6 protein-coding genes are annotated in these 12,743 nt (G+C 64.8%); 3 read left to right on the top strand and 3 right to left on the bottom strand.

Translation table 11 applies throughout. From position 1 onward, the window contains the following. Positions 1-57 precede the first annotated feature (57 nt). The 3 genes from D0T11_RS00190 to D0T11_RS00180 all read left to right on the top strand — a co-directional run bounded on the left by D0T11_RS00190 (position 58) and on the right by D0T11_RS00180 (position 5,298). Positions 58-2,013: a MutS-related protein gene (locus D0T11_RS00190; RefSeq protein ID WP_119653772.1), complete on the top strand. Its 1,956-nt coding sequence runs from the start codon at positions 58-60 to the stop codon at positions 2,011-2,013. Between the two features lie 118 nt (positions 2,014-2,131). Continuing rightward, on the top strand, positions 2,132-3,097 hold the full coding sequence (locus D0T11_RS00185; protein WP_119653771.1) for a bestrophin family protein: 966 nt from the start codon (positions 2,132-2,134) through the stop codon (positions 3,095-3,097). A gap of 50 nt (positions 3,098-3,147) precedes the next feature. Continuing rightward, positions 3,148-5,298, top strand: coding sequence for an FUSC family protein (locus D0T11_RS00180; RefSeq protein WP_119653770.1), 2,151 nt, complete (start codon positions 3,148-3,150; stop codon positions 5,296-5,298). 242 nt (positions 5,299-5,540) lie between these two features. Here the strand turns inward: D0T11_RS00180 and D0T11_RS00175 are convergent, their stop codons facing one another. The 3 genes from D0T11_RS00175 to D0T11_RS00165 form a co-directional block, all read right to left on the bottom strand. Then, positions 5,541-7,046 (bottom strand): M28 family peptidase, encoded by a 1,506-nt coding sequence (locus D0T11_RS00175; protein ID WP_119653769.1) that lies wholly within the window; start codon positions 7,044-7,046, stop codon positions 5,541-5,543. A gap of 746 nt (positions 7,047-7,792) precedes the next feature. Next, on the bottom strand, positions 7,793-10,360 hold the full coding sequence (locus tag D0T11_RS00170) for an alpha-amylase family glycosyl hydrolase (RefSeq protein ID WP_119653768.1): 2,568 nt from the start codon (positions 10,358-10,360) through the stop codon (positions 7,793-7,795). Between the two features lie 166 nt (positions 10,361-10,526). Next, the gene (locus D0T11_RS00165) at positions 10,527-12,584 is read right to left on the bottom strand and encodes a S9 family peptidase (protein ID WP_119653767.1); all 2,058 of its coding nucleotides are present in this window, start codon (positions 12,582-12,584) and stop codon (positions 10,527-10,529) included. Positions 12,585-12,743 lie beyond the last annotated feature (159 nt).

Genomic DNA, 12,743 nt, shown 5'->3' with positions numbered 1-12,743 from the left:
GGGGGCGAAAGCACCGCATACCCGTACCTTCGCAGCTTCATCCGTTACCGCCGCTCCGTGCCCGAATCCGCCGAATTCCGCAAGCTTACCGTTGCCCCCGCCGAACTGTTTCAGGACAACCTGGTCCACCACACCGAGCGGGAAGCCTACTTCGCGGGCCGGCACCGGCTGGTGGCCCTGGTGCGGCTGGCGCTGTTCGGGGCGGCGGCGGCGGGCTTGTGGGGGCTGCTGAGTGCGGGCCAGACAGCCGCCGCGCTGGGGCTGGGGCTGGCCGCCTACCTGGTGTTTATCGGGCTGGTGGGCTGGCACAACCGGGTGGGCTACCACCGCGAGCATCACCGCCTGCTGGCCCAGCTCAACGAGGGCGAGCAGGCCCGTCTCGCCGGCCAGCTCCAGGGCTTCGACCCCGGCCGGCGCTACCTCGACGCCCAGCACCCCTACGCCGCCGACCTCGACGTATTCGGCGACCACTCGCTGTTTCAGCTCCTGAACCGCAGCACTTCCCGGCTGGGCCAGGACTGGCTGGCCGGCTGGCTGCTGGCCCCGGCCGCGCCCGAAGCGGCCCGGGAGCGGCAGCAGGCCACGGCCGAGCTGGCCCCCGCCGTGGCCTGGCAGCAGGAGTGGCAGGCCCGCGCCCGCCACTACCCGCGCCAGGAAACCGACCCGCGCGCCTTTGCCGGCTGGCTCCGGGAGCCCGACTTTTTTGCCGGGCGCGGGTGGCTGCTGCCGTTGCTGGGGCTGCTGCCGCTGCTGGCCGTGGTGGGCGTGGCGGCGCCGCTGCTGGGCTATGGTACTTGGTTTCTGCTGCTGCTGGCCCCGTCCTTCGCCCTCAACCACCACGTTGCCGGGGTGCGCGCCGCCTACTACGCACACGCCACCACCATGCGCGACGCTCTGCGCGCTGCCCACGACCAGCTCGCGCACTTCGAGGCCGGCAACTGGCAGAGTCCGGCCCTGCGCCGCCTGCACCGCACCCTCCACGATACCGGGAACACCGCCGCCGCCCGGCTGCTGAACCGCCTGACGGGCATTGCGGGCTGGTTTTCGGCGCGGCAGAACCCGGCCGTGGCGGGGGTGCTGAACACGCTGCTGCTCTGGGATTTGTGGGGCATCTGGCAGCTGGAACGCTGGAAACGCCGGATTACGGGCGGGCTGGAACCGCTGCTCGAAGCGGCGGCCGAAATCGACGCGCTGGTGAGCCTGGCGGCGTTCCGGGCCGCCAACCCCGGTTGCACCGAGCCCGACCTCACGGCTCCGGCCCTCACCGTGGAAGCCACCCAGCTGGCCCATCCGCTGCTGTTTGGGGGCGAAGGCGTGCGCAACGACTTCCAAACGGCCGGCCTGGGCCAGACGGTGATTGTGACGGGCTCCAACATGGCCGGCAAAAGCACCTTTCTGCGCACCGTGGGCCTGAACCTGGTGCTGGCCCAGGCCGGCGCGGTAGTTGCCGCCAACGCCTTCCGCTGCGGCCCCGCCCAGGTGTTTACCGCCATGCGCACCCACGACAACCTGGCCGAAAGCACGTCCTCCTTCTACGCCGAGCTCAAGCGCCTGCGCTTGCTGCTGGACCTGACTTCGGGGGGGGAATTAAAAAATAAAAGCTCAACGTTAAAAATGGCTGGTGGGGTAGACTCCCCATCCGCTTTCACCACTTCCCCAGCAACTGACAACCCACAACCAGCAACCAACAAGCAACAACCGGTCACTGAAATCCCCGTTTTTTACCTGCTCGATGAGATTCTGAAGGGGACCAACTCCGAGGACCGGCACCGGGGCGCGCGGGCGCTGGTGTTCCAGCTGCGGGAGCGGGTCGCCAGTGGCCTCATCAGCACCCACGACCTGGAGCTGGCGGCCCTCGAAACCGACCTGCCCGGCCACGTGTGCAACGTGAGCTTCAACAGCTACCTCAACCCCGATGGCACCCTGCGCTTCGATTACCGCCTCACGCCCGGCGTGTGTCGCTCCTTTAATGCCAGCCAGCTCATGCGCCTGATGGGTATTGTGGTGGAATAGGGGGCGGATGCCAAACCAACGGTAGGCGATACGGTTTTTTTGGGGCGGTGACACCCGCTGCGGGGTAGGGCGCGTACCTTGCCACGAAACCTGATCCTTCTGCTCACCTCCCGCCATTATGTACGTCCGAAGAAATATCCGTTGGCATGTTATCTGGCAATTTGCCTGGAAAAGCGTGCTGTTTTTCACGGTTTACTCCTTTCTGGTGTGCCTGACCTATCGGTTGGGGTTTCACTCGCTCGATATTCCGTGGCAGCCGGTGGCCACGCTGGGTATTGCCGTGTCCTTCTACATCGGCTTCAAGAATAACGGGGCTTACGACCGGTTCTGGGAAGGCCGCAAGCTCTGGGGCGGCATTGTGAACTACAGCCGCACCTGGGCCGTGCAGACGCTGGAGTTCATTACGTCTGTGGTGGATGCGCCCGATGTGCAGGCCCCGCCCGCCACGGGCGAGGAGCTGAGCGTGCGCCACCGCCGCATCGTGTACCGCCAGATTGCCTGGTGCAACTCCCTGCGCCTAGCCCTGCGCCGCCAGCCCGGCCTCTGGGACGAGCAGGTAGCCCCGTTCCTGGAGCCGGAAGAATCGGAGCGGCTGCGCAACCGCCAGAACCCACCAGCCCACCTGTTGCGCCAGCAGGCCGCCGATTTGCGGGTGCTGCGCGAGGAGCGCGGCCTGCTCAACGACTTCCAGCACGTGAACATGATGCAGAGTCTGGAAGAGCTCTTTAACCTGCAAGGCGGCTGCGAGCGAATCAAGAATACGCCCTTCCCGCGCCAGTACGCCTATTTCAGCTACGTATTCGTGTGGCTTTTTTCGTTGTTGCTGCCCCTGGGCCTGATCGGGGAATTTGCCAGAATGGGACCCGACCACATCTGGCTTACCATTCCGTTCTCCGTTCTCGTGTCCTGGGTGTTCAACACCATGGAAGTGGTGGGTCACACCTCGGAAAATCCCTTCGAAAACGAAATGAACGACGTGCCGATGACGGCCATCTGCCGCACTATCGAAATCGACCTGCGCGAAATGCTCGGCGAAACCGAACTGCCCCCCAAACTCGCCCCGATTGACGATATCCTGTATTAACAGCGCTGTTCCGGCAACCCGCTCAACCGTCGCCTAACCTGCCCGCCCTCATGGCCGAAACCATCCGTAAGCTGCGCTATTTCTTCTCCAGCCAGGAATTTTCTGATGGGGTGCGCACTACGCTGGCCGTGCTGGTGCCGGGCCTGGGCCTGGGCTTGCTGGGCCAGCTCACGGCAGGCGTCACCATGTCGATTGGAGCCTTGTGCGTGAGCTTTACCGACACGCCCGGGCCGCCCGTGCACAAGCGCAACGCCGGGCTGGCGGCCGTGGCCCTGGCCGGCCTGATGGCCCTGGTCACCGGGTTTCTGCAACCCTATTCGTGGCTGCTGGGCGCGGTAGTGGTGGCCGTGAGCTTCGGGTTTACGATGCTGCTCGTGTACGGCAACCGGGCCGGGGCCGTGGGCACGGCGGGGTTGCTGGTAATGATTCTCATGCTTGATAAGCCCCTGCCGCCCGAGCGCGTGTTCAGCTACGCCGGCCTGATTGTGGCCGGCGGGCTCTGGTACCTGGCCCTGGCGTTGCTGCTCAACCGCCTGCGCCCCTACCGGGTGGCCCAGCAGGCCCTCGGCGAGGCCGTGCTGGCGGTGGCCGAGTTCCTGCGCCTCAAGGCCGATTTCTACCGCCCCGGCACCGACCACCTCGACGCCGACTACCGCCGCCTCGTGGCCCAGCAGGTGCGCGTGAGCGAAAAGCAGGACGTGGTGCGGGAGCTGCTCTTCAAGACCCGGCAGCTGGTGAGCGAATCCACCGGCACGGGCCGGCGGCTGGTGCTCACGTTCGTCGATCTAGTCGACCTCTACGAGCAGGTCACCATCAGCTCCTACGACTACGCCGCCCTGCACCAGCGCTTCGAGGCCAGCGGGGTGCTGGGGGCCGTGGCCACCGAAGTAGATGCGCTGGCCGCCGAGCTGGAGCGGGTGGGCTTCGCCATCCAGGGCAACCACGCCTACCACGCCCGCCCCACCAACGACCCGCTGGCGGGCCTCGAACAGCTCAAAGCCCGCATCGATGCCCTCGAAGCCGCCTCCGCTGGTTCGGCCGGCGCCGGCGCGGGTTCGGTGCTGCCGCTGCGTAAGGTGCTGGTGAACCTGCGCAACCTGGCCCTGCGCCTTCAGGGCATTCAGGGGTATTTCGGGTCCGAGGCTGCGGCCGTGGCGGGCCAGCGCACCGAGCTGGAGCTCGACCGGTTCGTGGCCCACCAGCAGTTCACGGTCCGGCAGCTCACGAGCCAGCTCACGCTGCGCTCGGGCATTTTCCGCCACGCCATGCGCATGCTCATCGCCTCGCTCATTGGCTTCATCATCACCGAAACCCTGCCCGGCCACCACAGCTACTGGGTACTCATGACGATTACCTACATGCTCAAACCCGCCTTCAGCCTCACTAAGCAGCGCAACAGCCAGCGGGTGCTGGGCACGCTGGTTGGGGGCGTGCTTGGGGCGCTGGTGCTCTGGCTGCTACCCAACCAACTGGTGCTGCTGCTGCTGATGGTGGGCTTCATGGTGGTGTCGTTCAGCTTCGTGCGCATCAATTACCTGGTCACGGTTACGTTCATGACGCCCTTCGTGCTCATCCTGTTCAGCTTTCTGGGCCGGGGCTACGTGCGGGTGGTGCAGGACCGTATTTTCGATACCGTGCTGGGCTGCGCCATTGCCTTTGCGGTGAGCTACTGGCTGTTTCCGCGCTGGGAATCGGAGCAGCTCCAGGATTTTCTGCGGCCGGTGCTGCGGGCTAACCTGCGCTACCTGCGCACGCTCCAGCAGGCCCTGCTCGGCTCGCCCGTGGCCGTGCTCGACTACAAGCTGGCCCGCAAGGAAGTGTACGTGAGCTCGGCCAACCTGGGCGCGGCCTTCCAGCGGATGCTCTCTGAACCCCGGACCAAGCAGCGCCACCCGGCCGAAGTCCACGAGTTCGTGGTGCTCAACCACATCCTGTCGGCCAATGTAGCGGCCATCACTTCGGCCCTGCTGGCCGGCGAAACCCGCCCGGGCGTGTCGGGAGCCGGCCTCAAAAACCTGCGCCAGGCCCAGCAGCAGCTCCAGCGCGGCTTGGCGCGTTTGGGCGAACCCGACACAGAAGAGGCCGCCGCTGCCCCAGTCGTAGCCTTCGCGCCGGACGAGCAGCTGGGCGAACAGCTGGAGTTCATCCAGAAACTCAGCGGCGACATCAGTCGGGTAACGGAGGCGGTAGTTGGTGAATGAGTGACTCGGTGAATGAGTAAATGAGTCAGTCCTACTATATTCAGCCCAAAGCCGCCGGGGCAGAGGCGGTGGGTGTGGTGGCTACTTGAGTCAGGCCTACTATATTCAGCCCAAAGCCCCTAACGTATGTACGTCAGGGGCTTTGGGTGTATTGGGGCGTTGTACTGGGTGAACGACGGACTACTGCGCGCTGCGCGCAATGGCAGAACGACTCACTCATTCACCAATTCACTCATTCACCGCTACCGTTCCAGCCTGAAACCGGGTTCGCGGGCCGGGGGCGCGGGGCGGTTGGCTACGGCCCAGCCGGTGAGGTACATCCACTGCGTCATGCGCAGCAGCTTGGCGTAGTCGATGCGGGCGGGCTCGTCGAGGGGCGTGTGGTAGTCGGCGTGCAGCAGCGAGGTGTACATGATGGCCGGGATGCCCAGGCGGGCGTAGGGCAGGTGGTCGGAGCGGAAGTACCAGCCCTCGGGGTGGGTGGCCTTGTCCCACTCGGTGTCGAGCTTGAACTGGGGGCCGGCCTGGTTGGCGGCCAGGGCCGTTTGCACGAGGTCGGAGGAGTTGAGGTGGGGCGGAGTGGAGCCCAGCAGGGCGGCCGAATCGGGGGCGTTGCGGCCCATCATTTCGGCGTTGAGCACGGCCACGATGCTGGTCTTGGGCACGGTGGGCTGGTACGAAAAATAGCGGGAACCCAACAGCCCGCGCTCTTCGGCCCCGTGGTACACGAACAAGGCCGTACGCTTGGCCGGCTGCTGCTTAAAGGCCCGCATGAGGGCCAGCAGAGCCACGCAGCCGGTAGCGTTGTCGTCGGCCCCATTGTAAATCGAGTCGCCCGCCACGGCGGCGCGCACGCCGTCGTGGTCCTGGTGGGTGCTGAAAAGCACGTTCTCCTTTTTCAACTGCCCATCGGTGCCGGGAATTCTGGCCACGATATTCACCGAAGGATACGTGAAGCTCTCGGCCTTCAGGTCGGTGCTGAACTGCTGGCCCCCCTGGCCAATCCACTCCGCAGCCGACATCGGCAGCCACGCCACCGGAACCTGGTCGCCCACGATTTTCACCGACTCATCGGCGGGCAGGCCGTAACGGCCGCGCTCAAAAATATGGCTCCAATGGTCGTATACGGCCTGAGCCGGCTTATCCGACACGAAGACCACGGCCACCGCACCGGCCTTCACCAGCTCGGCAGCCTGTTCGCGCAGCTTCCCGAACAGGTAGCGGCGGTAGCTGATGCCGTCGGTGGGCGCGCCCGAAAGCTGCACGGCCACGGCTTTGCCCTTGATTTTGGCTTTCGCCAGCTCGGCCGGCGTGCCCGTGCCCACGAACACCAGCTTGGCCGTGAAGTGCGCGTTGGTGGGAGCTACTACCACGGCATCGTGGCCGGGCCGCAGCGCGTGGCTCCCGATGGTGAGGGTACTGGCTGGCGTAAGGCGGGTCCGTCGCAGCTCGAAAAACTGGAAGTAAGTGCCATTGTCGCCGGCCGGCTCCGCCCCAATGGCCCGCATCTGCTCGGCCAGCCAGGCCGAGGCCCGCAATTCATCGAGTGTGCCGCCCTCGCGGCCCCGGTACTTATCACCGCCCAGCGCGAACAGGTCGCGTTTCAGGTCGGATTCCCGGATGGCCGCCACCGCGTTTTTAGCTTGAGTGGCTTTCACAGCGGGCGGGCGGCGCTGCTGGGCCGTGGCGGCGGGGGCAGCGGCCAGCAGCAGTCCGGCCAGCAGCAGGGAGGGGAGTCGTAGAGTCATATGGAGTGGTAGAATGAGGTAAGGAAAAGAACGAAGCAACCGCCGCGGGGTTACCGCAGATTTGGGAGGGGCAAAGTAGGACAGAACACTCGTAGAACGTGCGCCCGGTAAATTTTAGCCCTGCCGCGCCGGCGGCCAACCGCTGCCCCTGGCTTTTCCACGCCTGCTCAGCCCCGTAGACTACCGGTACAGCGCCGAAGAGGAGCTGTACCGGTAGTCTTCAAAAACTGAAAAAACATGTACAACCTGCGGGGCTGAGTTGGATAGCTAAATTTCCTTTCTTAACCCAAGTTGCGGAGTGGGTTGCGCAGAACGGTATAGGGGCGGGGCTTGCCCCCGCCCGCCGTCATAACGAGGCGTTGCGGGCCGTTACCTACCGTTCAACGGTGCTGTGCAACGGCGGGCGGGGGCAAGCCCCGCCCCTACACCGTTCTGCGCAACTTGAGTTTCTTAGCACTTACGCACTTGGTGCGTTCTAGCCCCGGAGGGGCGGCATATCGGTAGTAGTAGAGCAGAGAACAGGAAAGCCCCAGCGGGGCGATATCGGCCGTTGAACGATTGATGCCGCCCCGCTGGGGCTTATGCCTGGCAGACAAAGAGGGTGGCTACCGATATGTCGCCCCTCCGGGGCTAGAACGCACCAAGTGTGTAAGTGCTAAGCTGAAAAAGAACGTTGTACCGAACGGCGCGGGGAATGACGTTTTTTTTCCCTCGTTCCTGCTTTCCCACTGCCGGTTCTGGCGCGGCTACGGCACCACCACCAGCCGCTGCACCGTGGTGCGCTTGCCGGATTGCACGCGCACCAGGTAGGTGCCGGCGGGCCAGGCGTTGGTATCGAGCTGGTAGTGGGGGCCGCTGAAGGTGGCCTGCTGGCGGAGCTGGCCGCGCAGATCGAACACGGTGATGGTGGTGTGGGCGGCCGGATCGGCGACCACCACCTGGGCCTGCTGGCGGGCCGGGTTGGGGAAGAGCCGGGCCGAAAGCGACCGGGCCGGTTGGGTGCCGGTAACCGTTTGGGGCATGAGGCGCAGCAGCCAGGTAGCGTTGGCCCCCAGTGCCCCGAGGCCCGTGGGCTGCCAGCTGCTGAACCCACCCTGGGCATCGAGCGTGAGCGTGCCAACGGCCTGGCCCGAGTAAAGCTCCGTGACCCGGTAACCACCCGCTGGCAACGACGAGAGCGGGAGCGTGAACTTCGGCTGACTGATGGCACTGCCGCCCAGGTTGGCGGCTACTACAACGCCCTCCGTGCCGTACACGCGGGCATAGCCCAGCAGGCTGGCGCCGGTGGTGGTTACGGGTAGCAGGTAGCCCTTGCGCAGCGTTTCGTGGGTGGTGCGCAGAGCAATCAGCTTTTTGTAGTGGTTGAGCAGCGAAGCCGGGTCGGCGGTCTGGGTGGCCACGTTGAACTGGGCGTAGTTGCTGTTGAGGCTGCGCCAGGGCGTGCCGGTGCTGAAGCCGGCATTGGTACCCGCCGTCCACTGCATGGGCTTGCGCTTTTCCTCATCGGCCCCGCTACCGAGCAGGCCCACTTCCTCGCCATAGTACAGGAAGGGCACGCCGGGCATCGAGAGGTAGAGGGCCGCCGCCTGCTTCATGCGGGCCAGGTTGCCACCGAGCTGGCCCAGCACCCGGTTCTGGTCGTGGTTGGTGAGGAAGGTGGCGTACTGGAGCTTGGGGTAGGTGGCATCTACCAATTGCAACTGACTGCGCAGCCCGGCCGCGCTGCCCGAGCTCACCCCATTCACGATGGCTTCAGCCAGATCAAATTCAAAGCACACGTCCAGCCGGTTGTTGGTCACGTAGGGCAACACGGCCGGGGTTTGCGACCACGCCTCGCCCACGGTAAAGGCGTTGGCGTTGGCCTGCTTCACCACGCCGTTGAACTCGTGGAGCAGGTCGAGGGTGGCAGGGGTGTCTTCCAGGGTCGGGCCGTTTTCGGCGAGGTATTTCACGGCGTCGAGTCGGTAGCCGTCCACGCCCTTGTTGAGCCAGAAGCGGGTGGCGTCCCACATGGTTTTTTTCAGGTCGGGGTTGTTCCAGTTCAGGTCGGGCATGCCGCTCCAGAAAATGCCGTAGTAGTAGCTGCCGTTGCGCGGGTGCCACACCGTCTGGCCCCAGGGTCCCGAGTAGCTGGGTTTCGTAGCCGACCACCGGTACCAGTCGCGGTAGGGGCTGGTGGCGCTGCCGGCCGCCTGCGTGAACCAGGGGTGCTGGTCGGAGGAGTGGTTGAGCACGAGGTCGATAATGACTTTGATGCCGCGGGCGTGGGCGGCGGCCATGAACGCCTCGAACTCGGCCATGGTGCCGTAATCGGGCTCGGTGGCCTGGTAGTTGGTCACGTCGTAGCCATGGTAGCTCGGCGACTCCATCATGGGCATCAGCCACAGGGCCGTTACGCCCAGGTCGGTGGTGGTGGCCGGGTCGCCGTCGTTGAGGTAGTCGAGCTTCTGCATCAGGCCCTTAAAGTCGCCCTTGCCGTCGCCGTTGCTGTCGTAGAAGCTGCGCACGAACACCTCATAAAACACGGCGTCGTTCCACCAATGGGTGGTGTAGTTGGTGGGCGAGGCCCCGCAGCTGGCGCAGCTGCTGAAGCATACCGGCCCGACCACGTTGGCATCCTGGAGGGCATCGGCGGTGCGGTTACGGTTGCCGCTGCCATCATCCTGGCCGCAGCCAGCCGGCACAATTTCGGCCCCGGCCCAGGTGTCGCCATTGATGAACTTGTACTGGAAGCGGCCCGGGGCAGGCAGCTGCACTTCGGCCTCGTACACGCCGTCGGCGTTGTCGTCGGTGAGCGTAGTGGCGGCTGGGTCCCAGTCGGTGGGGTAGCCGGCCAGCGCCTGGAAATTGCCAGCCACATGGATGCCGGCGGCCGAAACCGTCTGGCCCTGCATGTTCACTATAAAGCGCAGCCGGGTAGCGCAGCCGTTGAAGGCAATTGCCGGCAGGCGCAGGGCCGAGGAGCCCACCGTCACCATGCGGTTGTAGTTGCCGCCGCCGTCGTCCTGGCCGCAGGTAGCCGGCACGGGCTCGGCCCCGCCCCAGGCGTTGCCGTTGATGAATTTGTAGCGGTAGCTGCCGGCTGGCACGTTCACCGTCAACTCGTACACATTATCCCCATCGGGGTCGGTGAGGGCCGTGGTAGCCGGGTTCCAGTCGGCGGCGTACCCGGCGGCTTTCTGGAAGGTGCCCGCCACGTGCACCCCGGCGGCCGAAACCGTGAGCTGGCGCATATCGACCCGGAACGTGAGCGGGGTGGCCCGCAGGTGGAGCGCCCCGCTCAGCAGGGCCAAAAGAAGTACGAGTTGTTTCATGCGGGCAAAAATCAGTCGGAAACCAGGGACCAAGATACGCCCCCGGGGTTGCCTGGCCCAACGCCGTCAGCCGGGAATAGTGCCGCTAACTCGCCGAATCACCCCAAAACAAAGCCCGCCGACGCATGGGCGTCGGCGGGCTAGGGGTTAATCGGCAACGAGCAACCTACCGCTGCGCCGGGCCCTCGGGCTTCAGCGTGCGGCCGAGCCACTCAAAAAACACGCGGTTCCAGAGCACCGCGTTCTGGGGCTTGGAAATCCAGTGGCCCTCGTTGGGGAAGTACAGGAAACGGCTCGGAATGCCGCGCAGCTGGGCCGTGCCGAAGGCTTCCATACCCTGCCCCTCGGGCACCCGGAAATCTTTGGCGCCGTGGATGACCAGGATGGGCGTATCCCAATTCTGGGCGAACTGCTGGGGGTTGAACTCGGTGTAGCTCTTGTGCTGGGGCGACTCCCAGGGCGCGCCGCCGATGTCATGCTTGGCGAAGAACATTTCCTCGGTGCTGGGGTACCAGCTGGTGAGGTTGTAGAGGCCGGCGTGGGCAATAAACGTCTTGAAACGACCCTCATGCTTGCCGGCCAGCTGGTACACCGAGTAGCCGCCGTAGCTGGCCCCCACGCAGCCGCGCCGGTCCTTGTCCACGTAGGCTTCCTGGCTCACCGCATCAATGGCCGAGAGGTAGTCGCGGATGGGCTGGCCGCCCCAGTCGCCCGAGATGCTGTTGTTCCACTCGGTGCCGAAGCCGGGCAGGCCGCGCCGGTTGGGGGCCACCACAATGTAGCCCTGGGCCGCCATCAGCTGGAAATTCCAGCGGTACGAGAAGCTCTGCGAAATGGGGCTCTGGGGGCCGCCCTGGCAGTAAAGCAGGGTCGGGTACTTCTTGGCCGGGTCGAAACCGGGCGGGAAGGTCACGTACACCTGCATCTGCTTGCCGTCGGTGGTGGTCACCATCCGCGACTCCAGCTTGCCGGTTTTCACGCCCGCCAGCTCGGCCTGGTTGATGTTGGTCAGCGCCGTTTCGCGGCCCGATTTCAGGTCCACGCGCACCAAGTCGGCGGGGCTGGCCTGGGTGGTTTTGTTCACGATAACCGCATCCTTACCCACCAGCTCGAAGCCGTTGTAGTTGAACGCGCCTTTGGTGAGCTGCTTCACCTTACCGCCTTTCGCGGGCACCATAAAAATCTGCTGGGTGCCGGCCAGCGCGCTGGCGAAGTAGATAGTTTTGCCGTCGGCGCTCCAGCGCAGATTGCCGGCCGCCTGCTCCGAACCGGCCGTTACGTCCTGGCGTTTTTTAGTCTTGAAATCATACACCACAATGCCGTTGCGGTCCGACTCGAAGCCGGGCGTGGCCATGCTCAGCCAGGCTATCTGGGAGCCATCGGGTGAGAAAACCGGCTCGGTATCGTAGCCGCCCAGGCCCTCGCTCAGGTTGCGCGTCTGGCCCGTGCGGATATCGTAGAGGTAGATGTCGGAGTTGGTGCTTTCGGCCTCGGCCTTACCCGTGAGCTTGCGCGAGGTGTAAGCCAGCGAGTAGCCGTCGGGCGAAAATGCCAGCTGCTCGGAGCCGCCAAACGGCTGCAGCGGCGCGTCGAACTTCTCGCCAGCCATGATGTCTTTGCCGCTGCCGACGGGCTTGCCATCGGTGCCCACGGGCTGGAAATAGACGTGCGACACCTTATAATCGTCCCAGCTGCTCCAGTGGCGGTAGTTGAGGTCGTCGATGATTTTGGCGTCGGCCTTGGGCAGATCCGGGTACCAGTCCTGCACCGATTTACCGGTTTTTACGTCCTGGGTATAGAGGATGAAATTGCCCTTGGGCGCGTACTTGAGGTTGGCTACGCCTTCATCGGCCCCGAAGCTGCTCAGCAGTTGCTTGCCCGAGCCGTCGGCATTCATCACGTAGAGCTGGTCCGAGCCGCCCTCACTGCTCATAAAGGTCAGCTTGCCATCGGCGCGCCAGTTGAGCGTGTTTTCGGAGGTCGCGGGCGTGTTGGTCAGCTGGCGGGCCGCGCCGCCGCTGGTGGGCACCAGCCAGATATCCGACTGGCCCTTGTTGTCGGAGAGCGAGTAGCGCGTGACGGTGTAGGCCACCGTTTTCTGGTCCGGCGACACCTGCATTTCGCCCAGGCGGCCGAGTTTCAGCAGCAGCTCGGGCGTATAGGTGGTTTGGGCCGCGGCCGCCAACGGCAGCAGGAGCAGAGCAGTTAGAAGTGGTTTGTGCATCGTTAGGATTTCGGGTGGAAACGGAGGGCAAGATAACCAAGACTTGGGCAGGTGTCATTTTGCCTTCCGTTCGCCTCACCCCCTAACCCCCTACGCCGCTCGATGCGCGGAATGAAAAAGAGAGGGGGAACTAGATTTTAGATTTCTAGAAATAAAGCA

This window comes from Hymenobacter rubripertinctus (assembly GCF_003583925.1).
Taxonomy (GTDB): Bacteria; Bacteroidota; Bacteroidia; order Cytophagales; family Hymenobacteraceae; genus Hymenobacter; species Hymenobacter rubripertinctus.
This window is presented reverse-complemented; position numbering and strand designations above follow the sequence as displayed.